This is a genomic window from Ruegeria sp. BG6 (genome assembly GCF_056538465.1).
In genome coordinates this window covers 62,812-89,384 of the sequence record NZ_JBQFTB010000001.1, presented here as the reverse complement: position 1 = coordinate 89,384, position 26,573 = coordinate 62,812, and the positions used below count along the sequence as shown (strand labels likewise).

General features: G+C 58.7%; 22 protein-coding genes. 9 read left to right on the top strand and 13 right to left on the bottom strand.

The window, feature by feature from the left end:
* Positions 1 to 13: 13 nt before the first annotated feature.
* Positions 14 to 1,096: a TRAP transporter substrate-binding protein gene (locus ACR0JW_RS00445; RefSeq protein WP_170610429.1), complete on the bottom strand. Its 1,083-nt coding sequence runs from the start codon at positions 1,094 to 1,096 to the stop codon at positions 14 to 16.
* Between the two features lie 248 nt (positions 1,097 to 1,344).
* Between ACR0JW_RS00445 and ACR0JW_RS00440 the strand changes: the two genes are divergently transcribed.
* Positions 1,345 to 2,778 (top strand): cache domain-containing protein, encoded by a 1,434-nt coding sequence (locus tag ACR0JW_RS00440; protein ID WP_170805522.1) that lies wholly within the window; start codon positions 1,345 to 1,347, stop codon positions 2,776 to 2,778.
* Positions 2,775 to 3,422 carry a response regulator transcription factor gene (locus tag ACR0JW_RS00435; RefSeq protein ID WP_170610423.1) on the top strand — a complete coding sequence of 216 codons (648 nt, stop codon included), beginning with the start codon at positions 2,775 to 2,777 and terminating at the stop codon, positions 3,420 to 3,422. Before ACR0JW_RS00440 ends, ACR0JW_RS00435 begins: the two co-directional genes overlap by 4 nt.
* Positions 3,423 to 3,502: 80 nt before the next feature.
* On the opposite strand, the gene ACR0JW_RS00430 is transcribed toward ACR0JW_RS00435, so the two are convergent.
* Together ACR0JW_RS00430 and ACR0JW_RS00425 are read right to left on the bottom strand one after the other, a co-directional pair.
* Positions 3,503 to 3,892, bottom strand: coding sequence for a bleomycin resistance protein (locus tag ACR0JW_RS00430; RefSeq protein WP_170677537.1), 390 nt, complete (start codon positions 3,890 to 3,892; stop codon positions 3,503 to 3,505).
* Positions 3,893 to 3,942: 50 nt separating this feature from the next.
* Positions 3,943 to 4,788 carry a HalD/BesD family halogenase gene (locus ACR0JW_RS00425; protein ID WP_170610419.1) on the bottom strand — a complete coding sequence of 282 codons (846 nt, stop codon included), beginning with the start codon at positions 4,786 to 4,788 and terminating at the stop codon, positions 3,943 to 3,945.
* Between the two features lie 422 nt (positions 4,789 to 5,210).
* Here ACR0JW_RS00425 and ACR0JW_RS00420 point away from each other — a divergent pair, with 422 nt between their 5' ends.
* The 3 genes from ACR0JW_RS00420 (at position 5,211) to ACR0JW_RS00410 (ending at position 8,634) form a co-directional block, all read left to right on the top strand.
* Positions 5,211 to 6,962 (top strand): acetolactate synthase 3 large subunit, encoded by a 1,752-nt coding sequence (locus tag ACR0JW_RS00420; protein WP_170610417.1) that lies wholly within the window; start codon positions 5,211 to 5,213, stop codon positions 6,960 to 6,962.
* 67 nt (positions 6,963 to 7,029) lie between these two features.
* Positions 7,030 to 7,590, top strand: a complete 561-nt coding sequence (ilvN, locus tag ACR0JW_RS00415; protein ID WP_170610415.1) for an acetolactate synthase small subunit — start codon at positions 7,030 to 7,032, stop codon at positions 7,588 to 7,590.
* A 315-nt stretch (positions 7,591 to 7,905) separates the two neighbouring features.
* Positions 7,906 to 8,634, top strand: a complete 729-nt coding sequence (locus tag ACR0JW_RS00410) for a helix-turn-helix domain-containing protein (RefSeq protein WP_480713475.1) — start codon at positions 7,906 to 7,908, stop codon at positions 8,632 to 8,634.
* Positions 8,635 to 8,664: 30 nt separating this feature from the next.
* On the opposite strand, the gene ACR0JW_RS00405 is transcribed toward ACR0JW_RS00410, so the two are convergent.
* From ACR0JW_RS00405 to prfB, 3 genes are all read right to left on the bottom strand, one after another.
* Positions 8,665 to 9,447: a DUF2189 domain-containing protein gene (locus ACR0JW_RS00405; RefSeq protein WP_170677541.1), complete on the bottom strand. Its 783-nt coding sequence runs from the start codon at positions 9,445 to 9,447 to the stop codon at positions 8,665 to 8,667.
* Positions 9,448 to 9,471: 24 nt separating this feature from the next.
* The gene (locus tag ACR0JW_RS00400) at positions 9,472 to 10,872 is read right to left on the bottom strand and encodes an amidase (RefSeq protein ID WP_170677543.1); all 1,401 of its coding nucleotides are present in this window, start codon (positions 10,870 to 10,872) and stop codon (positions 9,472 to 9,474) included.
* Positions 10,873 to 11,056: 184 nt separating this feature from the next.
* Positions 11,057 to 12,184 carry a peptide chain release factor 2 gene (gene prfB, locus ACR0JW_RS00395; protein WP_170677545.1) on the bottom strand — a complete coding sequence of 376 codons (1,128 nt, stop codon included), beginning with the start codon at positions 12,182 to 12,184 and terminating at the stop codon, positions 11,057 to 11,059.
* 130 nt (positions 12,185 to 12,314) lie between these two features.
* On the opposite strand from prfB, the gene ACR0JW_RS00390 reads away from it, so the two are divergent.
* Positions 12,315 to 12,701: an aminoglycoside phosphotransferase family protein gene (locus tag ACR0JW_RS00390; protein WP_480713474.1), complete on the top strand. Its 387-nt coding sequence runs from the start codon at positions 12,315 to 12,317 to the stop codon at positions 12,699 to 12,701.
* Here the strand turns inward: ACR0JW_RS00390 and ACR0JW_RS00385 are convergent.
* The 3 genes from ACR0JW_RS00385 to ACR0JW_RS00375 all read right to left on the bottom strand — a co-directional run bounded on the left by ACR0JW_RS00385 (position 12,698) and on the right by ACR0JW_RS00375 (position 17,733).
* Positions 12,698 to 15,187 carry a PBP1A family penicillin-binding protein gene (locus ACR0JW_RS00385; RefSeq protein WP_170677549.1) on the bottom strand — a complete coding sequence of 830 codons (2,490 nt, stop codon included), beginning with the start codon at positions 15,185 to 15,187 and terminating at the stop codon, positions 12,698 to 12,700. The genes ACR0JW_RS00390 and ACR0JW_RS00385 overlap by 4 nt on opposite strands.
* Positions 15,188 to 15,282: 95 nt before the next feature.
* Positions 15,283 to 16,503, bottom strand: a complete 1,221-nt coding sequence (locus tag ACR0JW_RS00380) for an N-acetylmuramoyl-L-alanine amidase (protein ID WP_480713473.1) — start codon at positions 16,501 to 16,503, stop codon at positions 15,283 to 15,285.
* A gap of 66 nt (positions 16,504 to 16,569) precedes the next feature.
* Positions 16,570 to 17,733, bottom strand: coding sequence for an aminotransferase class I/II-fold pyridoxal phosphate-dependent enzyme (locus tag ACR0JW_RS00375; protein WP_170824475.1), 1,164 nt, complete (start codon positions 17,731 to 17,733; stop codon positions 16,570 to 16,572).
* Between ACR0JW_RS00375 and ACR0JW_RS00370 the strand changes: the two genes are divergently transcribed.
* The 3 genes from ACR0JW_RS00370 to ACR0JW_RS00360 all read left to right on the top strand — a co-directional run bounded on the left by ACR0JW_RS00370 (position 17,732) and on the right by ACR0JW_RS00360 (position 21,503).
* Complete coding sequence (locus tag ACR0JW_RS00370; RefSeq protein WP_170610357.1) at positions 17,732 to 19,111, top strand: M48 family metalloprotease; 1,380 nt, start codon at positions 17,732 to 17,734, stop codon at positions 19,109 to 19,111. The genes ACR0JW_RS00375 and ACR0JW_RS00370 overlap by 2 nt on opposite strands.
* Complete coding sequence (locus tag ACR0JW_RS00365) at positions 19,108 to 19,866, top strand: DsbA family protein (protein WP_170677556.1); 759 nt, start codon at positions 19,108 to 19,110, stop codon at positions 19,864 to 19,866. Before ACR0JW_RS00370 ends, ACR0JW_RS00365 begins: the two co-directional genes overlap by 4 nt.
* A gap of 245 nt (positions 19,867 to 20,111) precedes the next feature.
* Positions 20,112 to 21,503: an arylsulfatase gene (locus ACR0JW_RS00360; protein ID WP_480713472.1), complete on the top strand. Its 1,392-nt coding sequence runs from the start codon at positions 20,112 to 20,114 to the stop codon at positions 21,501 to 21,503.
* Between the two features lie 152 nt (positions 21,504 to 21,655).
* Here ACR0JW_RS00360 and ACR0JW_RS00355 read toward each other — a convergent pair whose 3' ends face one another.
* The 4 genes from ACR0JW_RS00355 to hemA form a co-directional block, all read right to left on the bottom strand.
* Positions 21,656 to 22,504, bottom strand: a complete 849-nt coding sequence (locus ACR0JW_RS00355; RefSeq protein ID WP_170677560.1) for an SDR family NAD(P)-dependent oxidoreductase — start codon at positions 22,502 to 22,504, stop codon at positions 21,656 to 21,658.
* Between the two features lie 14 nt (positions 22,505 to 22,518).
* Complete coding sequence (gene ispG / locus ACR0JW_RS00350) at positions 22,519 to 23,640, bottom strand: flavodoxin-dependent (E)-4-hydroxy-3-methylbut-2-enyl-diphosphate synthase (RefSeq protein ID WP_170677562.1); 1,122 nt, start codon at positions 23,638 to 23,640, stop codon at positions 22,519 to 22,521.
* Between the two features lie 71 nt (positions 23,641 to 23,711).
* Positions 23,712 to 24,926 (bottom strand): helix-turn-helix domain-containing protein, encoded by a 1,215-nt coding sequence (locus ACR0JW_RS00345; protein WP_480713471.1) that lies wholly within the window; start codon positions 24,924 to 24,926, stop codon positions 23,712 to 23,714.
* 130 nt (positions 24,927 to 25,056) lie between these two features.
* A complete protein-coding gene (hemA, locus tag ACR0JW_RS00340) occupies positions 25,057 to 26,280 on the bottom strand; it encodes a 5-aminolevulinate synthase (RefSeq protein ID WP_170677566.1) in 1,224 nt (407 codons plus the stop codon).
* Between the last annotated feature and the right edge of the window lie 293 nt (positions 26,281 to 26,573).

Genomic DNA, 26,573 nt, shown 5'->3' with positions numbered 1-26,573 from the left:
TGTGAGCCGGATGTTAGCCGCGGACGCGGTCGCGCTGCGAGGTGTAGACGCCCGACGACAGGTTGAGCCATGCCGAAGACGCGGTCGACGAAGCAACGGCGCTGTCGTGGATCTTCTTGAACAGCTCATCGCTCATGTTCTCGTCCAGCACTTCCTGGCTGGCTTGGCCAAATGCATCCCAGACGCTGTCAGGGAATTCCATGACCTTGACGCCACCCGACTGCAGACGCTGCAGTGCTGCACCGTTGTTGGCCAGGAACTGCGACAGGTTCCACTGGTGACATTCGCCAGCGGCGATCTCGATGATCTTCTGCTGGGCGGGTGTCAGGCTTTCGAACACGTCGCGGTTGGTTGCCAGCGACAGGCCTGCATTCGGTTCGTGGAAGCCGGCGGTGTAGTAAACCTTGGTGATTTCCTGGAAACCGGCCTTTTCGTCGGCCCACGGACCGATCCACTCGGTTCCGTCAATCGCGCCCGAGGACAGCGCCTGATACACTTCCGAACCCGGAATGTTCTGAACCGAAGCGCCCAGTTTACCCAGTGCTTTACCGCCCAGACCCGGCATGCGGAACTTCAGACCGTTGAAATCTTCGGGGCTGTTGATCTCTTTCGAGAACCAGCCGCCCGCCTGTGCACCGGTGTTACCGGCCAGGAACGACTTCAGACCAAAGATCTGACCCAGTTCGTCATGCAGCTCCATGCCGCCATCCTGGTAGTACCAGTTCACCATTTCCTGCGCGGTCATGCCGAACGGAACAGCGGTAAAGAAGGCATAACCCGGGTGCTGACCAACGAAATAGTAGTCAGCGGCGTGGTACATGTCGGCCTGACCTGACGATACCGCGTCAAACACCTCGAACGCGCCAACCAGTTCGCCTGCAGCTTTGATGTCAACGGTCAGATTGCCATCCGACATGGCCGTGATGCTGTCGGCGCAACGCTGGGCGCTGTCGAAAACACCAGCCAGACCACGACCCCACGAAGTCACCATGGTCAGCGTGCGCTTGCCCTGCGCGTAAGCCGGTGCCGCCAGCGTGGTGGCTGCAGCTGCCGAGCCGCCCAGAGCAGATGTTTTCAGAAATGAACGACGATCCATATGAGTGTTCCTCCCCTACATATTCAAAAACCCGGCGACAGCCGGGTCAGTCGTTTTCGGTGCGCGTCAGCCTAAATGTCGTCGCGGGAATGTGAATACCAAGTACTACGTAGACGATCAGGTTTTTTTCATCTCGCCAGATGCAAATACTGTGTTTTCAGGCCCGTTCCGCTGAATTTCCGCCAAATCGTTTTTCCGTCCCCGCAATCCTTTTGCTTTTCCGGCCGGGCTTGCGTATCGATTCGAACATGGCAGGGCTTCGACATCTGGTCTCACTCACCTATGCGCAAAAGCTGTCGCTTGTTGCGGCAATACCTTTGGTTTTGGCAGTGGCCGCGATTGCTTTGGTCGTTGCTTATGAATCGCGCGCAACTGCCGAAAGCGAGATACAGGCGCTTGAGCGGCGCCTGATCGAGGCCAAAAAGGAAGAACTGCGCAACTACGTCACACAGGCCCGCAACGGATTTGCCTACATCTATGGTCGCGCCGAGCCTGATGATGACACGGCCAAAAGTCTTGTGACGCAAATCCTGGCAGCCATGATCTATGGCAAGGACGGGTTCTTCTTTGTTTATGACTATGACGGCAACAATCTGGTCAGTCCGCGCCAGACCGAGTTCATCAACCGCAACTGGGTTGGCCTGACCGACAGTGACGGCACCCCTGTCGTGGATGAGTTCATCCGCATGGCCCGTCAGGGCGCAGGCTGGCACAGTTTCATGTGGCAAAAACCCTCGACCGGGGAAGAGGCGCAGATGATAGCCTATGTGGTCGGATTGCAGGACTGGCGCTGGGTTGTCGGCACCGGCGTTTTTATCGATGACATCGTCGCCACGGTCGCCAACGCAAGGGCCGAGGTCGAAGCGAGGGTGCGGCGCACATTCATGTATATCGGCGGTATTGTTCTGGCGGCGGTACTGATCGTGTTCGCATCGGGCATGTTGCTAAATTTCCGCGAGCGGCGGCTGGCGGACGCCAAGCTGAAAGAGCTGACCCAACGCGTTTTCGACGCGCAAGAGGAAGAACGGGGCCGCGTGGCGCGCGAGTTGCATGACGGGATCAGCCAGATTCTGGTCGGGGTGCGATACGCGCTGGACAACGCGCGCCGACGTCTGCTGCGCGGTGATGATGACGGTGCCCGGGACCCGCTCGACAAGGGGATCGACAACCTGGGCTCTGCCATCACCGAAGTCCGCCGCATCAGCCGGGACCTGCGTCCCGGAGTACTGGACGATCTGGGCCTTGGCCCTGCCCTCAAAGCGCTGACCGACGATTTTGCCGAGCGCACCGGGATTGAAACCGAATTCACCACAGTCGTTTTCCGGAATCGACTGGATCAGGACAGCAAGATCGCGCTCTACCGTATCGCACAGGAGGCACTGACCAACATCGAACGTCATTCCGGGGCGACCCGTGTTACAATCGACCTGCGCGGGCACAAGAAGGGTGCGACCATGCGCATCACCGACAATGGCTGCGGCTTGCGCACCGGGCCGGACCAGTCCAGCGCCGGGATTGGATTGCGCAACATGCAGGAGCGTATCGAACAGCTTGACGGATCGCTGCGCATTCTGTCATCACGCGGCGCGCAAAGCGGAACCGTAATAGACGTCGACCTGCCCCTCAGCCACCTCTTGTCCCCTCAGGACGACGCGACACCGAACCGAAAGGCCGGGACATGACCGAGCAAACAATCCGAGTCCTTATCGTTGATGACCATCCCATGGTCGCCGAAGGCATCCAGTCCATCCTCGAAAGCTATGACGGGATCGAAGTCGTCGGAACCCTCGGCAGCGGGCAGGACGCAGTGGATCAGGCGGCGAGGTTGAACCCGGACGTTGTTCTGATGGATCTCAACATGCCGGGCATGGGCGGGCTCAGCGCCACAGAAATCATTCTGGAACGCCTGCCCGACATTCGTATCCTGATCCTGTCCATGCATGACAGCCCCGAGTACATTTCGACCGCTCTGAGCCATGGCGCGAAGGGATACATCCTGAAAGACGTCCCGACCGATGAGATAAAACATGCCATCGACGCGGTGATGAAAGGCGAACAATATCTGTGCACCGGGGCCAGCGGGTCGCTGAAACCAAAAGGCGACAACGCACGCGAAGCGCTGACCGGGCGGGAACAGACGATCCTGCTGGAGCTTGCGCAAGGTAAATCGAACAAGGACGTCGCGCATGCGCTGGATATTTCCGTGCGCACCGTCGAAACGCACCGCAAGAACATCAAGCGCAAACTCGGCATCTCATCAACTGCCGGTCTGACCCGTTATGCGCTGGAACATGGCATGTTGCAGGGGACAAGCCCCGGGTTTTGATACGCGCTTGCAGCGCGCAGCGCTGCCCGGCCCAACCAGAGGAGATACGCCAAAGGCGTATTTACGATGGGCGGGAGGGTTTATCCCTGCGGTCTCTCTCTGATGTCCTCACCAAAGAAAACCAGCGTCCCGTCTTCATCTGCCACGTGGAATTCGCGCTGCTCATAGGGTTGATCAAACGGTGGGCGCACGCGGCCCGCTGGCAAGTCAACCAATCCCGCACGCAGGCTTTCGAACAGATCGTCGATGCCTTCGACATCGATGTAAAAGGACTGATCATCGCCCAATGGGCGGCCATCATCGCGTGGCGGGCATTGCAAAAGGCGGATCGCAACGGCTCCGTGCCGCAGGAAGGCATAATTGTCCTGCCTGAAGTTGCAGGTAAACCCAAGCCGTTCAGTGTAGAAGCGGATCTGGGCATCTAACGAAGAACACAAAACAAACGGTGTCAGTTGCAAAATACGCGGCATGAGGCTCCCTTCGGCCGATAGATCACGGGTTCTCACATCCCGATGTGGGGTCAATCCAGCAACTGATCTCGCCGATTCCCTTCTCGTTCATAGTGATGTGGTAATACGCGACCGTAAAGTTGCCGGGTCCTTTCGACCCCGCCGCACATTCCTGCCGTCTCGACAAACGAGAATATCCCGACGTAGCGGTTGCGCGGGCCCTTGACCGGAGCAACCCGATGCAGCGCATACCGCCCCTTGAATATCTGCAGATCCCCCGGCTGAAGTTCCAGTTCACGTACCTGCGCCCGGTTCCCATCCAGTATCGAGGCCACTTGGCTGAAATTCTCGTCTTCTGCCGTGCGCAAATTGGGCACATATTCAAATGTTCCGCCGGTTTCACCGTTCTGGATGGCAAGCGTAACGGTGAAATTGTTGGTATCGAAGTGCCAAGGAAAGCCCTGCCCCTCCTCGACCACGTTGATAATCACGTCCGCCAGGGGATCGTCGTAACGGAAAAACCGGTCCTCGGACTCGTCAAGCGCATCCCGCACGAACGGCATGAAGCCTTCATATTCGTAAATCCGGCGCAAGGGGCCGGAATCCGGGAAATTGTCCGCCGGAACAAACGCGTTTGATCGGTCATAGAAACGTCGTATCGGATGGCCGATCCCGAACCGGGGATCGTCCTTGGTGAAATAGGCGTTTGTCCGGTTGAACGAGCGATGAGCCTGGGGGGCGACCGCATCGGCTTCGCGCACCAGCAGGTCCAGCCCCGCCTGATGCACAAACCCGGGCAAAACCGCGCATCCGTCCCTGTCCAGATCCCGCCGCAGATCGGCGATCATCTGATCATAGGCGCGCGAGTCCGGCCGGTCGATCGGATACCGTCCCAGATCCACCAAATCCTGTAGCATGGTTCGCCTCCTGAAACTGTTGACCTGGGTTCAGCGTGACCCAGACAATTGCACCTCTCATGTCAATTTCAGACATGGGGCTGACGCAATTAGACCACTGCTGACATGGCAAGGATTGACCCCAACCGGCCCAATTTCACGGAAATTCCGGGCATGCGGCAATCTGCGCAACAAAATGTCGCAAAAACCGCGCCCTGAGATAGAAAATTGGCACAATTGCCTGTTGACGCCCCTTCCCGCCGCTCATAATGTCCCCCCACGCAAAGAAGGAGCCTCTGGCGATGAAAACGCTAGTCGTAATCGTAGGAACCACGCGCATGGGCCGGTAACGGTAAACCATAATCGAACCCATGCGCCTCCGACACTCTCGGGGGCTTTTTTTTGTCAAACGCAAGACACATGTCGCGAACGGAGCAAAGCAGATGACACGTGAGATGACCGGCGCAAAGATGGTGGTTCAGGCCCTCAAGGATCAGGGCGTGGACACAGTATTCGGATACCCCGGCGGCGCCGTGCTACCGATCTATGATGAGATCTTTCTGCAAAACGACATTCGCCACATCCTGGTACGTCACGAACAGGGCGCGGTTCATGCAGCCGAAGGCTATGCCCGCTCGACCGGGAAACCCGGCGTTGCGCTGGTGACGTCCGGCCCCGGTGCCACCAACGCGGTGACCGGCCTGACGGACGCATTGCTGGATTCGATCCCGATCGTCGTTCTGACCGGTCAGGTTCCCACATTCATGATCGGCTCGGACGCCTTTCAGGAGGCCGACACCGTTGGCATCACCCGCCCCTGCACCAAGCACAACTGGCTGGTCAAGGATACGGATTCTCTAGCCGCGACCATGCACGAGGCCTTTCACGTCGCCAAGTCGGGCCGCCCCGGTCCGGTGCTGATCGACATCCCGAAGGATGTGCAGTTCGCCTCGGGCGAATACAGCCCGCCCAAGCCCTCGACTTCGCATTACCAACCGGTGCTGAAAGGTGATCTGGAAGAGATCACCGAACTTGTCGCGGCAATGGAAACCGCGAAAAAGCCCGTGTTCTATACCGGCGGCGGCGTGATTAACTCGGGCCCTGCCGCCAGCCAATTGCTGCGCGAACTGGTAGACGCGACGGGCTTTCCGATCACCTCGACCCTGATGGGGCTGGGTGCTTATCCGGCGTCAGGTAAGAACTGGCTGGGTATGCTGGGCATGCATGGACTTTATGAAGCCAATCTGGCGATGCACGATTGCGATCTGATGATCAATATCGGCGCGCGGTTCGACGACCGTATCACTGGTCGGATCGATGCGTTCTCGCCGAAGTCGAAGAAAGCCCATATCGACATTGATCCTTCGTCGATCAACAAGGTGATCCGTGTGGACATACCGATTGTTGGCGACGTCGCCCATGTTCTCGAGGATATTCTGAAAGTCTGGAAAGCCCGCGGGCGCAAAACAAACGCGGCTGCGGTCAAGAAATGGCAGGCTCAGGTCGATGAGTGGCGCAAGGTCAACTGCCTCGCCTATACCAACAGCGAAAAGACCATCAAGCCGCAATATGCGCTGCAACGGCTGGAAGAACTGACGAAGGACCACGACCGTTACATCACAACCGAAGTGGGCCAGCATCAGATGTGGGCTGCGCAGTATCTTGGGTTCGAGGATCCGAACCGCTGGATGACGTCTGGCGGTCTGGGTACGATGGGCTACGGTTTCCCGGCCTCGATCGGCGTACAGATGGCACATCCTGACGCGTTGGTCATCAACGTTGCCGGAGAGGCCTCGTGGTTGATGAACATGCAGGAAATGGGCACCGCAGCGCAGTATCGTCTGCCGGTGAAACAGTTCATCCTGAACAACGAACGTCTTGGCATGGTGCGTCAGTGGCAGGAATTGCTGCATGGCGAACGCTATTCCCATTCGTGGTCCGAAGCGCTGCCCGATTTCGTCAAACTCGCCGAAGCGTTCGGAGCCAAGGGCATCCTGTGCACTGACCCGGCCGATCTGGATGATGCGATCATGGAGATGATCAACTATGACGGGCCGGTAATCTTCGACTGTCTGGTTGAAAAGCACGAGAACTGCTTCCCCATGATCCCGTCGGGCAAGGCGCACAATGAGATGCTGCTGGGCGAGGCCGAAACGCAGGGCGTCATCGACTCCAAAGGCTCGGTTCTGGTCTGACAAAAATCGACAAATTTTGTCGGGCGCCTCTTGTGCCCGGCACTATGTGATGACGAAAGGGACATAAATGTCTGCCCTACATATCAAAAAAGGCGCGAACCGCCATTCGGCCTATAACCTACGCCCGACTTTCTCGGACGTGCAGGAACAGCATACGATCGCCGTTCTGGTCGAGAACGAACCGGGTGTTCTGGCCCGCGTGATCGGACTGTTCTCGGGCCGCGGTTACAACATCGAAAGCCTGACAGTGGCCGAGGTGGATCATACCGGCCATCTCAGCCGTATCACCATCGTCACCACCGGCACGCCGCAGGTGATCGAGCAGATCAAGGCGCAGCTTGGCCGGATCGTTACCGTCCATGACGTGCATGACCTGACCGTCGAAGGTCCCTCGGTCGAGCGTGAACTGGCGATCATCAAGGTTGTGGGCGAAGGCGACAAGCGGGTCGAAGCGCTGCGTCTGGCGGACATCTTCCGTGCCAACGTGGTCGACAGCACGCTGAATTCCTTCATATTCGAGATCACCGGCGCCCCGGACAAGATCGACGCCTTCGCCGATCTGATGCGTCCTCTGGGCCTTTTGGAGATCGCCCGTACTGGCGTTGCCGCCCTGCTGCGCGGCGACTGACCTGAAAACTCCGCTCCGGACTCAAGATCATTGCCTCCGGGGCGGGCCAGCCGGCCTTGGTTAGCACTGGATTGACTGAGACGCGCACGTCGGTGCGGGTGCGGTGCAATTGTCATACGCCTCGGAAATCAAGAATAAGACCACTCAATTGGCGATTTAGCCTATTGCGTTTATTCCTTTGGGCGTTAGCCTCTACACGCAACGAGACGTGACCACACGTCCGTCAGGTGTTTAGTCACGATTTCAGAGGCAGCGCGCCATATGAGCCGCACGTGTCCTTGTTTCCAAAAAGAATATGTGAGTTCCGGGACGAGAATGACGAATGACTTCCGCAGCCCTGCTGAATTGCGCAGAATGTTCGGCGCAAATCTGAGATTGCTGTCTCACCAGTACCCTTCAGTCTCAGAGCTTTGCCGCCAGCTTGGTATCAACCGGACGCAGTACAACAGATATCTTGGCGGCGAGAGCTTTCCCAGGCCCGACGTACTGGACCGCATTTGCCGCTTTTTCAAAGTCGACGCCCGTATCCTGCTGAAACCACTGGACGAGATCGCCCAGCCTTTCCGCCACCCGGCTGCCTCGGCCCTGACCGAGTTCCTGGGTTCTGGCCCGAATACCTTGCCCGAGACCCTGTTTCCTGCCGGATTCTACTATGCGACGGAAACGGCGCTGGACAGCCACACCGCGCTGCGGCATCGGTTGTTCTACGCCCGCAGACTGCCGCAATGTACGCTTGTGCGCAGCTACGAGCCTCGTCCCACCATGCCCGAGGCCCCGCCCAAAGAGCGTGAGGTTCAGGGCATTGCCGCCTGCGCTGGTCGTCAGATCTACATCCTGATGTCGCAGCGCGACGCGCAAAACAGCCGGATGTTCCTGATCTCTCATCATTACGGAGATCAGGCCGGTCAACTGCGGGGCGTGGCAATCAGGTTGTCGGACACATCCACGGACCCCAGCGGGACACAGCGGATCATGTTGCGGCATCTGGGATCGGATCGGTCCGCTGTCTTCGGCGCGGCAAGGGCCGCGCGCGCCTGGCTTTGATCCTGTCTTCGCATCAAGCCCCCACCTGCCTTACTCTGAAACAGCATTCTGTTCCTGCGTGATCAGCCGGTACAGATGCCAACTGGCGTGCCCCAGTAACGGCAACACAAGAAACAGTCCAAGAAACCAAGGCAACATCGCCACAAAGGTCAGAACCGCAATAAACATGCCCCATCCGACCATGACCGGGAAATTGTCACGAACATAGCTGAAGCTGGCGATCATGGCGGTTACGAAATCCAGTTCGCGATCCAGCAGCATCGGAATCGAAAGCACGGTGATCATATACAGCACGGTCGCGAATATTGCGCCAATGATTGAGCCGATGGCCAGCATCGCCAGTCCGTTCGCAGTCAAAAACACCTCAATCGAGGAAGAGACATTCGTCATGGTGGAAAGCCCCATGAACAAAGCGAAAATCATGTGCCCCAGAAAGAACCAGAACAGAAACATCACCACGATGATCGCACAGATTGAGGGCAACTGACGGCGGCCCTGCTGCAGCACCACGCCAAAAATCGACCCGAAATCCAGCGGTTCTCCCTGCTCAAGCCGATGGGATACTTCGTACAGTCCAACCGCCGCAAATGGCCCAAGCAGCGGGAAACCGATCGCGGCCAGAACAAGCCAGTAGGTGGTTCCAGTTTTCAGGGTGACCCATGCCATTGCCCACCCGGCCAACACGTAGAATCCCGCGAACAGAATCCCGAACACCGGCGCCCGACGATAATCGGCCCATGCCTGATGAATAGCCTGCCGCAGCATCGCCGTATCGGCCTGCTGCATTACCGGAACACCAAAGGGTTTTTCCATGTCTGTCTCTCCTCCCCAGCGACCCTATTGCAGGGCCGGTCGTTTTTGGGGCCAGCCGGTTGCATCGTGATAGCTTGCCCCGATGGACAAAAGCTTTGCATCCGCGCCGCGCGGCCCGAAAATCTGCATTCCCATTGGCAGACCGTTCTCTCCAAAACCCACAGGAACCGACAGGCAGGGCAACCCGATCAGGCTGACCGGTGTGACGACCTGCATCCAGCGGTGATAGGTGTCCATCGCCTGCCCGACTATTTCGGTCGGATACGCAGTTTCGACGGCAAAAGGCCACACTTGGGCCGTTGGCAGCACCAGCGCATCATACGTCTCAAACAAACGGGCGGCACATCGATACCACTCGGATCGCAGAACGCTGGCGTGATGCACGTCCATCGCACTCAGCGCCAGTCCCCGATCCAGCTCCCATTGTGCGGTATTCTTCAGCACGTCCCGATGCTCGGACAGTTCCAAAAGACCAGCCGCAACGCTCCAGGATCGCAGTGTAATCCAGCTGTCCCAGATCTGGCTTGCGTCAAAAGGCGGTTTTGTTTCTTCGACGTCGGCCCCCAAATCCGAAAACACGGTCAGCGCAGACCGGCACAGATCGACGATTCCGGTTTCGAACGGAAAGGCACCGCCCCAGTCACCCAGCCAGCCAACACGCAAACCCGTGAGATCAGCCGGCTGCACAGGTGACACAGCGCCGCCATCAACAGACATTGGCTGACGTGCATCCGGACCTGCCATGACGTCCAGCAAAATACCCAAATCTTGCGGGCTGCGGGCCATGGGGCCCAATGTCGAAAGCTGATGCAGAAAACCGTCTCCGATCGGTTCACTCGGAACCCGGCCCCAGCTTGGCCGGAACCCGTATACATTGTTCCAAGCCGCCGGGTTACGAAGGCTGCCCATCATGTCCGAGCCATCCGCCAAGGCCACCATACCCGTGGCCAACGCCACCGCCGCGCCACCGGACGAACCGCCGCAGGTTCGGGCGGGGTCGTACGGGTTGCGCGTGGCGCCATACACCGGATTGAACGTATGCGATCCCAGCCCGAACTCGGGTGTATTTGTTTTGCCGATCAGAATGGCACCGGCGGCCCGCAATCTTTCTGCGATCAGATCGTCCCGCTCGGGCACGTTGTTTCGGTAAATTGGCGATCCATGCGACGACACAATCCCGGCCACATTGACCAGATCCTTGACCGCCATGGGCAGTCCATGCAGCGGGCCGCGCCAGGGACCGGTATCCAGCGCCTCGGCCTCGGACATCAACTCATCCTCATCACGCAGGGCGACGATGGCGTTGACCTCTCCATTAACGCTGGCAATCCGATGCAAGGTTTCGCGCATCAACTCAGCAGCCGTCAATTGCCCCGAGGACAGCGCAGACAGCAATGCAACGGCGGAAGTTTGGCTCAGATCCATGGGAGTTCATCAGCTCAGATACAACGTGGTCGCCACCAGCCTAGCCGGGGCAACCTGCCAATTAAACCCACTGTTTACATGTATCTTTTCGGGACCCCCAGGCACCCCGGAGGATCCGCTTCATCTGGCCAAAAGTATCCCGGGGGAGTCGCGGCCCACCGCGACGGGCAGAGCCCCCTTGTGATCAGCTGTCGCCCTGCGCTTCGGACCGGCTTTTACCGGCAACGTTCTGGGCCAGCGTTGCTGCCATAAACCCATCCAGATCACCATCCAGAACCCCTTTGGTGTCCGAGGTTTCGTGATTGGTCCGCAAGTCCTTGACCATCTGATAAGGCTGCAACACGTAAGACCGGATCTGATTGCCCCACCCGGCATCGCCCTTGGCTTCGTGCGCCGCGTTGATATCGGCGTTGCGACGGTCCAGTTCCTGCTGGTACAGGCGCGATTTCAGCGCCTTCATGGCGATGTCACGGTTCTGATGCTGCGACTTCTCGGACGAGGTCACTACGATGCCCGTGGGGATGTGCGTGATCCGAACCGCCGAGTCCGTGGTGTTCACGTGCTGACCACCGGCACCCGAAGAGCGGTAAGTATCGATGCGGATGTCCGACGGGTTCACCTCGATCTCGATATTGTCGTCAACCACCGGATAGACCCAGACCGAGCTGAACGACGTGTGCCGCTTGGCCGCCGAGTCATAGGGCGAGATGCGCACTAGCCGGTGCACCCCGCTTTCCGATTTCAGCCAGCCATAGGCGTTGTGGCCAGATATCTTGTAAGCGGCAGACTTGATCCCCGCCTCTTCACCCGCGGTCTCGGACTGCAATTCGACCGTATAGCCCTTTTTCTCGGCCCAGCGCACATACATCCGCGCCAGCATCGAGGCCCAGTCACAACTTTCGGTGCCCCCCGCGCCTGAGTTGATCTCAAGGAACGTGTCATTGCCGTCTGCCTCGCCATCCAGCAGGGCCTCAAGCTCTTTCTTGGCGGCCTTGGCCTTCAGTTTCCTGATAGCGTCCTCGGCGTCGGCAACGACCTCTTCGTCCTCTTCCATTTCGCCCAGTTCGATCAGTTCGACATTGTCACTCAGGTCGGTCTTGATCGACTCGTAGGTTTCGATGGCATCGACCAGCATCTGGCGCTCGCGCATCAGCTTCTGAGCGTTCTCCGGGTTGTCCCACAGGTTCGGGTCTTCGACGCGTGCGTTGAATTCCTCAAGCCGGTGCGGCGCCGTTTCGTAATCCATGCGCTTCGCCAGCAGCTCCAGCGACTTTTCTATTTCCGCCACAATATTCTGGGTTTCGGCGCGCATGGTTTTGTCCCAACTTGCTCAATCAGGCCTGCGTGATAGCAAGAGGCGAGAGCCACCACAAGACAAGTGAGATGCGAATGAAGGATGCGTCGGGCGAGTTTTTGACAGTTGGGGCCTGACACGCGTCGCGTTGCTTGCGGACACGGGGCTGGCCCAAGATCTGTTAAGCAGTCAGCACACGCACGACCCGCTTCACGGCGATCTGCATACCGACAACGTGCTACTATCGGATGCCGGTCCTCGGGTAATAGATGCCAAGGGATATCTGGGGGATGCCGCTTTCGAACTGGCAAACGCTTTGCGACATCCAAAAGGCATGCCGGAACTTGTACGCGAGCCTTCGCTTATTTGCCGCTGCCTGTCGCTCTATTCGGACGCATTGGGGGTACCATGCAAACGGCTTGCCAAATGGACTGCCGCCAAATGTGCGCTATCGATCTGCTGGCTGTCTTGTGGACAGATTACCGATGACAGCGAATCCGATCTGTTAGACCTATTCCTGCAAGTTGCGGACTAGTACAGTCCGCCCCCCTGCAGATCGCCCTGGCTCGCGTTGGGTCCGACCGTAACCGTGCTTCCGGTGGAAGTTGTCACCTGCCGACCCGATCCGCTTACTTCTTCGAACAGTGGCAAATCGGATCCCATGGCAAAGCCGCCATCGAAAATCCGGTCTATGAAGCCATCGACACCGTCGCGGAAATACTCGGCAACCACATATTCCCCGACCGAATCCTCTGGCAGGCGCGCCCCGCTGAAACGGTCAATCTTGATGAAGTGCCCGCCTGGCGGAACTTCGAACGGACCGCCGCCATATTTCTCGACCGCCTTTTCCATGAAACTTTGGAAGACCGGCCCACACATCGTACCGCCATAGGCGCCACTGCCCATCGGACGCGGCCGGTCGTAGCCAATATAGCAGCCGGCCACGATGTTCGAAGTGAAGCCGATAAACCAGGCGTCTTTGGATTCGTTGGTGGTGCCGGTCTTGCCGGCAGTCGGCACCGGCAGGTTGACAACACGCGACGCGGTGCCGCGATCAACCACGCCTTTCATCATAGACGTCAACTGATAGGCGGTGATGGCATCCATAACCTGTTCGCGATCGGTCACGATCTGCGGCGACTCATCCGGTTCCAGCCAGGTCGAGTTGCAGTCCAGACACTGCCGGTCATCATGCCGGTAGATCGTCTTTCCGAACCGGTCCTGGATACGGTCGACCAGAGTGGGTTCGACCCGCTCGCCGCCGTTGGCGAACATCGCATAGGCGGCGACCATCTTGTACAGCGTCGTTTCTTCCGATCCCAGCGAGTTCGCAAGGAACGCGCCCATTCGGTCATAAACACCAAACCGTTCGGCATATCCCGCAACCACCGGCATCGTCACCTCCTGGGCCAGACGGATGGTCATGAGGTTCCGCGATTGCTCGATCCCGGTGCGCAGCGGTGTCGGCCCGTAGAATTTGTTCGACGAGTTCTTGGGCCGCCAGAGACCCTGCGGCGTGTTCACCTCGATCGGGGCGTCCACAACGATGGTGGCTGGACTGTAACCACTGTCCAGCGCGGCGGCATAGACGAAAGGCTTAAAGCTGGAACCCGGCTGACGCTGAGCTTGCGTGGCACGGTTAAACACCGAATCCTGATACGAGAACCCCCCCTGCATCGCCAGAACACGGCCCGAGTTCACATCCATCGCGACGAAGCCACCCTGCACCTCAGGCACTTGGCGGGCAGACCACTGCCCTTCTTCCCCGGCCATCACCAGAATGACATCGCCGCGCTTGAAGTTGTCCTTGAAACTGCCCTGCATCCATTTGATGTCTTCGCGTGGAATGGTTCCGTCTGCCGGACCGTTTTCGATACCCACGGTCAGCGATTGATCGGCCACATTCATCACGACAGCCGGATACCATTGGGTCGGCAATTCGACATCGCGCGGAATTTCCATGATGGCCAGCGCCTCGCGCCACTGGGCTTCCTCGGCCAGTTTTTCTTCCGGGATCACCTCACCCGTACCGCGCCATTTCCCGCGCGAGCGGTCGTATTTCTGCAGGGCCGTGCGCAGGGCCTTGGCAGCTTCGACCTGCATTTCCTCGTCCACCGACGCACGCACCGTGAAGCCGCCGGTAAAGAATTCACCCTCGCCGAAATCTTCGCTCAGCTGGCGGCGGATTTCGTCGGTGAAATAGTCACGGGGCGGCAATGCGGTGCGGAAGCTTTCAAAGTCACCGTTCTGTACCGAGCGCAAAGGCATGTTGACCTCGGCCTCATAGGTGGCCCGATCAATGTAGCCGTTCTGGTTCATTTCCCGCAGCACGTAGTCGCGACGCGCCAGCAAGCGTTCCTTTTGCAAAACCGGATGGTAGTTTGACGGCGCCTTCGGCATGGCGGCCAACATGGCGGCCTCATGCGGGGCCAGTTCCTGCAGCGTCTTGTTGAAATACGTCTGTGCTGCTGCCGTCACACCGTAAGAGTTCTGGCCCAAAAAGATCTCGTTCATGTAAAGTTCGAGGATCTGTTCCTTGTCCAGAGTGTCTTCCAACCGGGTCGCAAGGATGATTTCCTTGATCTTGCGTTCGGCCTGCCGGTCGCCGGACAACAGAAAGTTCTTCATGACCTGTTGCGTGATGGTGGACGCGCCGCGCACGTTTTCACCTTTGGATTTCACCGCTTCGACACCCGCAGCAATTATCCCGCGCGGGTCATAGCCCTGATGGGTGTAGAAATTCTTATCTTCCGCCGAAATAAAGGCCTGCTTCACCAGATCCGGGATTTCCTCGGACGGCGTGAACAGGCGGCGCTCCTGGGCGAATTCGTCGATCAGCTGCCCTTTGCCGGAATAAATCCTGCTGATCGTGGGCGGCTTGTACTGGGCCAGCGATTCATGACTGGGCAGGTCGCGCCCATACATCCAGAAGACCGCACCGATGACCAGTGCCGCCATGAAGATACCCAGGGTCACGAGGCTGAAGATCGCCCCGAAAAACGAAAGAATGAACCGGATCACTGTACTGCCTTTTACTCGCGGTGCGGCCTATATAGTGTCGGCCCCACGCCAGGTCAAAACACCATGGCGTATTCTAGCCTGTTTGCGACGCGGGGTCACTGGCCAATCAATGAGCGTCTGATCACATCCTGCTGTCGCCAGTTTTCCAGACCGTTGTAAATCCCACGCGCCATTTGCGCGCGCCATTCGGAATTTTGCAGGTTTTTCAGGTCTCTGGGGCTGGAAAGAAAACCCAGTTCGACCAGCACCGAGGGAATGTCCGCCGCCTTGAGAACCGAGAAAGAGGCCGTACGGACGGGCCGCCGGTTCATCGGACCACCTTGCTGCGCCATGCCATTGGCCAAAGCCCGCGCCAATGCGTTGGTGCGCGGTCTGGTTTCCTGACGGGCCATGTCCAGCAAAACGTCCGCCACCTGATCGTCGGCCCCGTTCAGATCCACCCCCGAGAGCAGGTCGCCCCGGTCGTGACGTTCCGCAAGTTTCTGGCTGGCAACATCCGATGCGTCAGTTGACAGGGTATACACGGCCGCACCATGCGCCTGCCCGTCCGACAGGGAATCCGCGTGCAGCGAGATGAACGCATCGGCACCGGCCCGATGCGCCAGCGCAATTCGCCGCTCCAGCGAAACAAACTGGTCCTCGACGCGGGTCAAAACCACTTCATACCCGCCTGAACGCAGCAATAGCTCTTTCAGTTCGCGCGCAAAGGTCAGCATCAGGGTTTTTTCATCGGTGCCGCCAACCTCGGCCCCCGGGTCGATGCCGCCATGCCCAGGGTCCAGCATGACGCGAATGGGTCCGTCGGGATCACGCGGCGCCGCCGGAAGTGGGGCGGTCGCTTCAGGCAAATCCCAACCGGGAACCTGAGGAGCACCGGCGCTGGCATTGAACAAGTCGAACTCGACCCCCTTGAGCATAAGGGACAACACCGCAGTGCCTGTTATCTGATCCAGCTTCAACTGCGCCGTATCGACACCCATCGGCGCACCAAGTTCCAGAACCAGACGGGACCAGCCGGGGACGTAAGTGCCGAACTGCACCCCACTGATCCGTTCGGATTGCAGGAATTCACTGCTGATCAGACCTGTCCAGTCGACCTCGCGGAAGTCAAGCACCATGCGATACGGATCCCGCAAAGTGAAAACGCGGTAAGGCACGCCCTGGCTCAGCCCGATATCCACCTTCACGCCGGTTCGGCCGACATCCGTGATACGGCTTTGGTCCGGCTGCACGCGCGCAAGGGCGCTGAAATCCTGCGCTGCGACAGCGCCCGTCAGCGCCCAGATCAGCGCGAAGGCATAGAAAAGTCTGCTCATGGCCTCAAGTTTTCCCGAGATCGTGTTGCGCAGACCCTACTGTACCAGCGCCGGTTTGTGAACGGGTTACACTGCCTGCGGGATGGCCCCTCGTGCAGCCATGAAGCTGCGCAGCCGCTGCAACCCTTCCTGTATGTCCGCCGTCGAGCGGGCATAGGAAAATCGAAGGGTCTTGTGGCCGCGTTCGGGATCGAAATCCAGCCCTGGCGTCACCGCCACACCGGCCTGTTCCAAAATCTCAGCCGCAAAGGCGCGGCTGTCCTGCGTCAGGTCCGATACATCGGCATAAACGTAGAAAGCGCCGTCCGGCGGTGCGATATTGGTAAATCCGGCTTTGGGCAGCCCATCCAGCATGAGGGCTCGGTTTTGCCGGTAGACGTCCAGATTGGCTTGCAGTTCGTCCTCGCAATCCATCGCGGCCAGCGCCGCGACCTGGCTGGCGTGTGGGGCGCAGATGAACATGTTCTGAGCAATCCGCTCGACCACGCGCACCTGGTCCTCGGGCACCACCATCCATCCGACGCGCCAGCCGGTCATCGAGAAATACTTGGAGAACGAGTTGATGACGTAGCATTCGTCCGTCAGTTCCAGCGCGGTGACGGCTTTGGCCTCGTATTCCAGGCCGTGGTAGATTTCGTCGCTGATGAATGACGCGTTCTGTCCACGGGCCGCATCAATCAGCGCGGCCATAGCCGGTCGATCCAGCATGGTACCGGTCGGGTTTGCCGGGGACGCCACCATCAAACCTTGCAGATCAAGCCCCGCGAAATCCGCCGGGACGGGTTGCAGGCGGTTTTCCGGCGCGGTCGGCAGATCGACCGGAACCAGCCCAAGCGCCCTGAGGATCTGCCGGTAAGAAGGATAGCCTGGCGCGCCGATACCGACACGATCGCCGCTGTCGAAAAGCGCGGTGAACGCCAGCAGAAACCCACCGGAAGATCCGGGCGTAATCACCACCCGGTCCGGGTTCAGATCGACATTGTACCACTCGCCATACATTTGTGCGATCCGTTGCCGCAGCGCCGGCAGGCCCAGCGAAACGGTATAGCCCAGCGGCGACTGACCCATGGCCGACGCCAAAGCCTCGACTGCGCCTTTGGGGGCACCGGTCCCAGGCTGCCCGACTTCCATGTGGATGATATGGCGTCCTGCTTCTTCGGCGCGGCGCGCGGCTTCCATCACATCCATCACGATGAAGGGATCGACCCCGGATCGGGTTGAGTTTCTCATGGCCATCTCCCATGTTGCGGCCATGGCTTTTGAACGCGTATCCAGGCTGGCGTCAATCCCGGCCATGTTACTGATCGCGGTGACATGGTTAACGGGCGCTGTTCCTGCCAAGTCGCAGGGCCTGATCCGCGATCCTGACATCGAACACGGATTGCGGGAACTGGCTTTTCCGGTGCTGCGGGCTGCTGGACTGAACACGAACAGGGTGCGGATTCTGGTCGTCCACGACAAGACGTTCAACGCCTTCGTCATCGATTACAACGCCATCTACGTGAACTACGGGCTGATCCTGACTGTCGACAGCCCCGAGATGCTGCAGGCTGTCATCGCGCATGAGGCCGCACATATCGCAAATGGCCATCTGGCCAGACGTGTGGAAAACCTGCGCGCCGCAAAGCGCAATGCTTCTCTGGGAACCGCTTTGGCGCTGATTGTCGCCGCGGCGGGCGGTGGCGAAGCAGCCGGCGGCATCGCTGCCGGGACATCCGGATCAGCCCTGCGCAGCTTTCTGGGGCATACACGCGCCGAAGAGGCATCGGCAGATCGCAGTGCGGCAGGTTATCTGCGATGGGCGGGCATTTCACCAAAAGGCATGGTGGCCCTGCATCGCAAGTTTGCAGGCCAGGAACTGCTGAGCGAGGCAAATCAGGATCCCTATACACGGTCGCACCCCACCAGCCGGGAACGCCTGCGCGCGGCCGAGGCGTTTCTTGACGAGTTCGGAGACAACTCGACCCACAACGCCAATGCCGACTACTGGTTTGCCCGGGTCAAGGGCAAGCTGTCTGCGTTTCTGCGAACGCCTGCCTGGACAATGCGACGCGCGCGCGAGGAAAGCGCGGAGGATATTCGCCTGATGCGCCAGGCAGCAGCGCACCACCAGAACCGAGATCTTGCGGCCGCCCGCGCGGCGATTGACGGGGCACTGGCCATTCGCCCGGACGATCCGTACTACTACGAACTCAAGGGGCAGATATTGCTGGAAAACAGGCAGATGGATCAGGCTGTTGCCGCCTACGGCCGTGCTGTTGAAATGGCCCCGAACGACTCGCTTATCCTCGCCGGGTACGGGCGTGCGCTGCTGGCGCAAGGGCAAACCGAGAACGCCCTGCAAGCGCTTGAAAAAGCCCGCGCGCGCGATTATCGAAACGGTCGGCTGATGCAGGATCTGGGGGTTGCCTATTCTCAGGTCGGCAACAACGGAATGGCCGCGGTTGTGACAGCGGAACGATACGCCCTGCAAGGTCGCATGGCCGATGCAGGCATCCACGCAAAACGGGCCATAAGGCAATTGCCCGAAGGGTCTCCGGGGTGGCAAAGGGCGCAGGATGTGCTGATAGCCTCGGAACAGGTAGAAAAGAAAAGGAAACGCAGATGATCCTCAGACATGCAGCCATGGCCCTTGTCGGGCTTTCCCTGATCACCGGACCGGTGCAGGCGCTGGACCTGAACGACATGAGCGACGCCGAAAAGGCCGAGTTCGGTACACAGGTTCGCGAATACCTGCTGCAAAACCCCGAGGTGATCCTCGAGGCGATCAACATTCTGGAGCAGCGCAACGCCGCCGCCGAGGCCGTGGCTGACCAGGAACTGGTCGCAGCGAATGCCGATGACCTGTTCAATGACGGCTATAGCTGGGTGGGCGGAAACCCCGATGGCGACATCACTCTGGTCGAGTTCATGGACTATCGCTGCGGATATTGCCGCCGTGCGGTCCCTGAAGTGGATGCTCTGCTGGCGGAAGACGGGAACATCCGGCTGATCATCAAGGAGTTCCCAATCCTTGGCGAAGCTTCGATGATATCTTCGCGCTTTGCCGTGGCGACCAAACATGTAGCAGGTGCAGATGCCTACAAGCAGGTGCACGATGCGCTGCTTGAATTCACAGGCGAACCCAACGAAGTCACCCTACGTCGTCTCTCGGATGGTCTGGGTCTTGAAACCGACGACATCATCGCCGCCATGGACAGTGACGCGGTTTCCAAAGAGATCGCCCAAACCCGAGAACTGGCGCAACGCATGCGGATTTCCGGCACCCCATCGTTCGTGCTGGGTACTGAACTTCTGCGCGGCTACCTGCCTGCCGACCAGATGCAACAGATAGCGGACGGTGTTCGGGCCGAACAAGGGTAACGATTCCGGGATCACCCTTTGATGTTCCTTGAAGTTTAGGCCGCTTCGCGCGCCAGACCTTTGCGGTAAATGGTGCATGTAAGAACCTTGAGGGCTCGAAGCGCAATTGCCGCTTCGAGCCCGAAACTGACGGTCATTCTTGACCGCAGGCACCCTTTTTCGCCAGTCTCGAACGAATGATATTTGTTTGGAGCGTCGTCATGAAGCGGTTTTCGCGAACATTTCTACTGTTGCTATCTCTTCTAATGGGCACTGTCGTCTCGGCTCAGGACAAGCCCAATATTGTCTTTATATTTCTCGATAACTTTGGATGGGGTGAGCCAGGGTTCAACGGCGGCGGGATAATTCGTGGCACCGCCACTCCGGAAATGGACGCTCTGGCCGCTGAGGGCTTAAGGCTTACGAACTTCAACGTGGAAAGTCAGTGCACTCCTTCCCGTGCAGCGACTATGACCGGTCGTTACGGCATTCGGAGTGGCAACCATACAGTCCCACTAGGAGGTGGCGTTTACGGTCTGACCCAGTGGGAAATCACAATGGCCGAGATGCTTAAGGAAGCAGGGTATAACACGGCCATGTACGGCAAGTGGCACCTAGGCTGGACCGAAGGCCGCTTTCCGACGAGCCAAGGCTTCGACGAGTTTTATGGTGTTGAAACCACGGACGTCACGGTCTGGCGTTCGCTTGCGGGCTTTGCCGAAGCCAACATGGAAGAGCCTGTTGTCATGCAGGGAATTGCGGGCAAACCGGCGACCGTTGCACGGGACTATGACTTGGACTATCGCGGCGAGATAGATGGCGACCTGACAATCAAGGCCATCGATTTCATCAAAGCCAAGAGTGCGGAAGATGCACCCTTCTTCATCTATCTTGCTTACACGCAGACCCATTATCCAAACATCGTGTCCGAAGAATTTGAAGGGACCACTGGAAACGGTGTCTGGGCCGACATTCTACTTCAAACAGATACCTATATAGGGCGCATCGTTGATGCGATCGAGGCGGCAGGTGTTTCCGACGACACCGTGGTGATATTTACTGCTGACAACGGCCCTGAAGCTCTTCCGATTGGAAACGCCAATGTTTCGCCGGTTCCTGCGGTACATGGTACTGCGGGGCCTTGGCGGGGCACTCTGTTCACCAGCCTCGAAGGAAGCATGCGCGTGCCCTTCGCAATCAAGTGGCCGGGGAAGATTCCCGCTGGTTCAGAAAGCAATGACGTTGTCCACTCGATGGACCTTTATCCAACACTGGCGGCATTCGCAGGCGGCAAAGTGCCAGAGGACCGGGCATTTGATGGCATCGACCAGTCCGAGTTCTTTCTGGGCGTCCAGTCGAGATCGAACCGAGAAGGCGTGATCGTTTACATGGGCGAACAGATATTCGGTGTAAAATGGAAGGACTGGAAAGTTCTGTTCAAAGAGAACACTACGGCTTTTGGAGCGACAGAGTCCTTCGACACACCAAGGGTCTACAACCTTCTGAATGATCCGCATGAACGCGAAAGCGTGCTCTTCCCGCACACTTGGGCAGTCGAAAAGGCGTTGCCACAGCTACAGGAACACCTTGCTACATTCGAGGAATTTCCTCTGATCCCCCCAGGAGCGCCGGACCCCTACGAACCACCCAAAAACTGAATGGCGGCCTTTTACGTATAGCTGACATCCGTCGCAGACAGCGGCCGAAGATATCTTCGGGCGCTGCTTTTTCGACATGGCGTCGCGCCTACAATGCGTTCGGCCCGACGCTGCATCATCAATCGCAAAGGGATGGCTCCGCGCGGCCTTATTTACTTTTTCCCGGTGTTTTCGAAGTTTGCAAAGCCTTGGGCGAAGTCGGGGTGCCATCGGGACAAGGGCGGACGGTTCTGGGTGATATCCTCGACATTCCAGGCGATCCGGCGCGCGTCGCGGGTTTGGTCCACGTCATTGTCCGGGCAAATGATGTAGAAATCCCCGTCCGCCATACGATGGATGAAATGATCTACCGTTTGCTCGCTTGTCCAGGCCCCGGCAGGCTTTTCAGGCAGAAAGGCGGCGATCATCCCGGTGTAGGTAAAGCCCGGAACGAACAGATGCACCGATATCGGCGCGCGCGCCTCGCGCAACTCATACGCCAATTGCTCGCTCAGCACTTTCACGGCGGCCTTGCTCACATTGTAGCCGGGATTGCCGGGCGGAGTCGTGATACCCTGCTTTGATCCGGTATTGATCACGACTGCCGGCCGGTCCGCCTCGATCATGCGGGGCAGAAAGGCCTGAACGCCGCGCAACACGCCCAGAAAGTTGATTTCCAGCAGTTTCAGCCAGTTCTCCATCTCCGACCACGCTTTGGTCGGCAGACCGACCCCGGCATTGTTCATGAGAACTGCAACCGGACCGGTTGCAAAGGCCTTTTCGGCCAGTGCGTCGATGTCTTCCTGTTTGGAGACATCGGTGGCAACACCAAAGACCTGCGCACCTTCAGCAGCGCTGGCACTGACCTCGGCCACGGCCTCGTTCAGCTTGTCCCCCGGCAAATCCGCCAGAATGACGCTAAGCCCGCTTTGCGCAAACCTAAGTGCCGCAACGCGCCCTACACCGCTGGCCGCCCCTGTGACAACGGCGACTCCGCCTTGTTCAATTGCCTTTTCATACATCGCTGACCTCTGGTTTACTCGGCGGCCTCCTGTGCGGCATCCAACTCAGCCGCCTTCTTCTCGACCTGTTCAACAATATGGTCGATCATCTGATCGTTCGACATCTTGTGGCTGGCCTTGCCGGCCAGATAGACCATGCCCGAGCCTGCCCCGCCGCCGGTAAAGCCGACATCTGTCATTAGCGCCTCTCCGGGGCCGTTCACGACACAGCCGATGATGGAAAGGCTCATCGGGGTCTTGATATGTTCAAGACGCTGTTCCAGCGCTTCGACTGTCTTGATCACGTCGAACCCCTGGCGCGCGCAGGAGGGGCATGAGATGATGTTCACCCCACGATGGCGCAGGCCCAGCGATTTCAGGATTTCGTATCCGACCTTCACCTCTTCGACTGGGTCGGCGGACAGGCTGACGCGGATCGTGTCACCAATGCCCATCCACAGCAAGTTGCCCAGACCGATTGCGGATTTGATTGTACCCGAGACAAGTCCGCCAGCTTCGGTGATCCCCAGATGGATCGGGGCATCCGTTGCTTCGGCAATGCCTTGATAGGCCGCTGCGGACAGGAACACGTCGCTGGCCTTTACGCTGATCTTGAAATCGTGGAAATCATTGTCCTGCAGGATGCGGATATGCTCCAGCCCGCTTTCGACCATCGCCTCGGGGCACGGCTCGCCGTATTTTTCAAGCAGGTGCTTTTCCAGGCTACCTGCGTTCACGCCGATCCGGATCGAACAATTGTGGTCGCGGGCTGCCTTGATAACCTCTTTCACCCGTTTCTCGTCGCCGATATTGCCGGGGTTGATCCGCAGGCAGGCAGCGCCGGCTTCGGCGGCTTCGATGCCGCGGCGGTAATGAAAGTGGATATCGGCCACAATCGGTACCGGGCTTTCGCGCACGATCTCTTTCAGCGCTTTCGAAGACGCCTCATCCGGGACCGACACCCGCACGATGTCCGCGCCGGCCTCGGCTGCGGCTTGCACCTGTGCCACAGTGGCCGCCACATCCGTTGTCAGGGTGTTCGTCATCGTCTGAACCGCGATGGGTGCATCACCACCTACGGCGACATCTCCGACCATGATCTGACGGGATTTGCGGCGGTAGATGTTACGCCACGGACGAACGTGATTGAGCGACATGAGGACGGGTCCAGAACAGCCAGAGTTGCGACTTTAGATAGTCCGGCAACGGCGCTATCGCAATGGCAAGATCACTCGGACGGAGTTTCTGCCGCCTGCGTCTGCAACTCGGCGACCAGTTGCTTGAGCGCACTGTTTTGTTCTGCCTCAAGGTCGGCAACCTGGAACCGCTCGGCCACCGCGTCTTTCGACAGCACGACACCCTTGGTGACTGTACCGGGTGCCCCAACAGGACCAAAGTGTTCACCGTTCATCGAGAAGTAAACCGCGCCCGATGCCCCTGCCCGCAATTGAGGCGGTTCTTCGGTCAGCGGCACTTCGAATGTACTGCCTTTTTCGACCGTGCCCAGCGTCCCTTCGAACAGAATGCTGCCATCCGCAGCCGTGATCCGCATCCAGGATGGGTTTACAGCTACGATCTTGAGGGTAGTGTCGATCTGTTCGACCACCTGCGGCAGCGAGGGGCGTTCGACAGTGTGAACTTCGGCCAGCTGAATTTCGGGCAGCTCCGGCGGCCGGAAGGCGCCCACTTCCCGCGGATCAAGGGTCGAAATCGGTGCGTCACGCGCGACCAGAACCGGAACGTCCAAAGCCTGCGGGCGATAAAGGCGGTCCAGTGCCTCGGCGCTGGGTGTCTCCAGTGCCGCCACTTCCTGAACATCTTCTTTCGAACGCGCGGCATCCAAGGGATCAAGGTCGGACAGAACCACCGGTGCCTGTTCGACCGGGCTGACCTGAACCTGCTGAATCCTATTCAGAACCGACCAGCCGCCATATCCAATGCCGCAGATGACAGCCATAAGAACCAGTGAAGATCCTATGGCGCGCGGCTCGATCTGACTTACGAACGATTCCCTGCCGGGCAGATACGGTGTGTTCGGAGAAATAAACGGGTCACGGCCCATCGGTCCCCGGGATGGCAGATTGCCTGTACCCTTGCGGATGACCGAAGCTTCGGCCGACATGCCGTGCGCAACCTCGAACCCGCTTTCCTGGCAGAACGCGGCGAAGGTATCATCCGGGTTCATACCCAGATAACGCGCGTAAGAACGCACATACCCGGCGATAAAGCCGGGCGTGTCGAAGGCGTCAGGGTCGGCGTTTTCTATCGCGGCGATGTAGTTGGCTTTGATCCGCAACTCGCGCTGAACATCCAGAAGCGACTTGCCCATTGTGGCGCGTTCGCCACGCATCACATCACCCAGCCGAACCTCGTAATCGTCAAAACCCTTCGGTCTGACGTCGGTATCCTGTTCGGAATCGCGCTGAGATCTGCGCCCAATCATTCCTGCTGCCCCATTCTGCCTTCGCGTGTGTTTCACGCTAACGGCGAATCATCCCCAAAACGATTCGTCCGATGCTTTTGTTGCCGTTAGCTTAACACGCGTCAAACACGTTGCACACTTTGGTGTTAGATTAACCCGCAAGTTCGGCGCGATTTAGCGCACAATGTGACCAAAGTTCGTCCATAGCGTGTACAAGGCGGTCCATTTCGTTCGGACCATGGACTGGAGAAGGGGTAAACCGAAGACGCTCGGTTCCACGGGGGACAGTTGGGAAATTGATTGGCTGCACATAAATGCCGTAATCGTCCAACAGCATATCGCTCAGCTTTTTCGTGTGTACCGGATTTCCGACAATCACCGGAACAATGTGACTGCCGTGATCGATCAATGGCAGACCAAGCCCCTTAAGCCGCAGCTTGAGGATGCTTGCCTGCGTCTGATGCTGCTCGCGCAGTTCGGGCGCCCGCTTGAGATAAGCGACCGAAGCCGCCGCCCCGGCTGCAACCGCAGGCGGCAGAGAGGTGGTGAAGATGAAGCCCGGCGCATAAGAACGCACGGCATCGCACATTTTTGCACTGGCGGTGATATATCCACCCATCACACCATAAGCCTTGGCGAGCGTTCCATTGATAATGTCGATGCGATGCGCCAGGCGATCACGCTCGGTCACGCCACCGCCGCGCGGGCCGTACATGCCAACCGCATGCACTTCGTCGATGTAGGTCAGCGCGCCGAATTCATCGGCCAGATCGCAGATTTCTTCGATGGGGCCAAAATCGCCGTCCATTGAATAAACGGATTCGAACGCAATCAGCTTGGGCGCGGCCGGGTCGTCAGCCTCCAGCAGCTCACGCAGATGTGCGACGTCGTTGTGACGGAAGATCCGCTTGGCCCCGCCGTTGCGGCGCACGCCTTCGATCATCGAGGCATGGTTCAGCGCATCGGAATAGATGATCAGACCGGGGAACAGTTTCGGCAGCGTGCTGAGCGTCGCATCGTTGGCGATATAAGCACTGGTAAACAGCAGCGCAGCTTCCTTGCCGTGCAGGTCAGCCAGTTCAGCTTCCAGCCGTTTGTGGTAGACCGTCGTGCCTGAAATGTTGCGCGTTCCGCCCGAGCCTGCTCCGGCGGCATCCACCGCCTCGTGCATGGCGTCCAGAACAACCGGGTGCTGACCCATCCCCAGATAATCGTTGCCGCACCAAACAGTGATGTTTTGCTGCGAGCCATCCGGGCAAGTGCGTACAGCATGTGGAAAATGGCCCTTACGACGCTCGATGTCGATAAAGGTCCGGTAGCGCCCTTCTTCATGTAGCCTGGCAATCGCTGAATCGAGCTGAGCTGTATAATCCACCGGTCTCTCCTTGCACCCCGATCTGGTCGTCCACAACCGGGTAACTTACTTTATCAACTGGCACCTTTTCAGGCCATAGCGGCTAGGTTCCCTACCCCGTCTGCCTATCCGTGTTGCGGGGCGGGCCACTTTGATTTGCATCAACTATCCCCTATCACAACAGCAGACAAGTAAAGTTACGGCCATCAGACGCGAGGAAACGACGCAGGCCGCCGTGTTTGGCGCTTCGATTTCATCAGTATAGACCAAATTCCCGTCGATACACACTGGACGGCGCGGCCAGCACTGGTAGG

Coding starts and splice junctions, on each gene's coding strand:
- ACR0JW_RS00365 (WP_170677556.1), top strand. CDS start 19,108: ATGATCCTCAGACATGCAGCCATGGCCCTTGTCGGGCTTTCCCTGATC.
- ACR0JW_RS00430 (WP_170677537.1), bottom strand. CDS start 3,892: ATGCCGCGTATTTTGCAACTGACACCGTTTGTTTTGTGTTCTTCGTTA.
- ACR0JW_RS00410 (WP_480713475.1), top strand. CDS start 7,906: ATGACGAATGACTTCCGCAGCCCTGCTGAATTGCGCAGAATGTTCGGC.
- ACR0JW_RS00440 (WP_170805522.1), top strand. CDS start 1,345: ATGGCAGGGCTTCGACATCTGGTCTCACTCACCTATGCGCAAAAGCTG.
- ACR0JW_RS00360 (WP_480713472.1), top strand. CDS start 20,112: ATGGGCACTGTCGTCTCGGCTCAGGACAAGCCCAATATTGTCTTTATA.
- ACR0JW_RS00400 (WP_170677543.1), bottom strand. CDS start 10,872: ATGGATCTGAGCCAAACTTCCGCCGTTGCATTGCTGTCTGCGCTGTCC.
- ACR0JW_RS00375 (WP_170824475.1), bottom strand. CDS start 17,733: ATGAGAAACTCAACCCGATCCGGGGTCGATCCCTTCATCGTGATGGAT.
- ACR0JW_RS00435 (WP_170610423.1), top strand. CDS start 2,775: ATGACCGAGCAAACAATCCGAGTCCTTATCGTTGATGACCATCCCATG.
- ACR0JW_RS00420 (WP_170610417.1), top strand. CDS start 5,211: ATGACACGTGAGATGACCGGCGCAAAGATGGTGGTTCAGGCCCTCAAG.
- ACR0JW_RS00380 (WP_480713473.1), bottom strand. CDS start 16,503: ATGAGCAGACTTTTCTATGCCTTCGCGCTGATCTGGGCGCTGACGGGC.
- prfB (WP_170677545.1), bottom strand. CDS start 12,184: ATGCGCGCCGAAACCCAGAATATTGTGGCGGAAATAGAAAAGTCGCTG.
- ilvN (WP_170610415.1), top strand. CDS start 7,030: ATGTCTGCCCTACATATCAAAAAAGGCGCGAACCGCCATTCGGCCTAT.
- ACR0JW_RS00425 (WP_170610419.1), bottom strand. CDS start 4,788: ATGCTACAGGATTTGGTGGATCTGGGACGGTATCCGATCGACCGGCCG.
- ACR0JW_RS00370 (WP_170610357.1), top strand. CDS start 17,732: ATGGCCATCTCCCATGTTGCGGCCATGGCTTTTGAACGCGTATCCAGG.
- ACR0JW_RS00355 (WP_170677560.1), bottom strand. CDS start 22,504: ATGTATGAAAAGGCAATTGAACAAGGCGGAGTCGCCGTTGTCACAGGG.
- ACR0JW_RS00445 (WP_170610429.1), bottom strand. CDS start 1,096: ATGGATCGTCGTTCATTTCTGAAAACATCTGCTCTGGGCGGCTCGGCA.
- ispG (WP_170677562.1), bottom strand. CDS start 23,640: ATGTCGCTCAATCACGTTCGTCCGTGGCGTAACATCTACCGCCGCAAA.
- ACR0JW_RS00345 (WP_480713471.1), bottom strand. CDS start 24,926: ATGATTGGGCGCAGATCTCAGCGCGATTCCGAACAGGATACCGACGTC.
- ACR0JW_RS00405 (WP_170677541.1), bottom strand. CDS start 9,447: ATGGAAAAACCCTTTGGTGTTCCGGTAATGCAGCAGGCCGATACGGCG.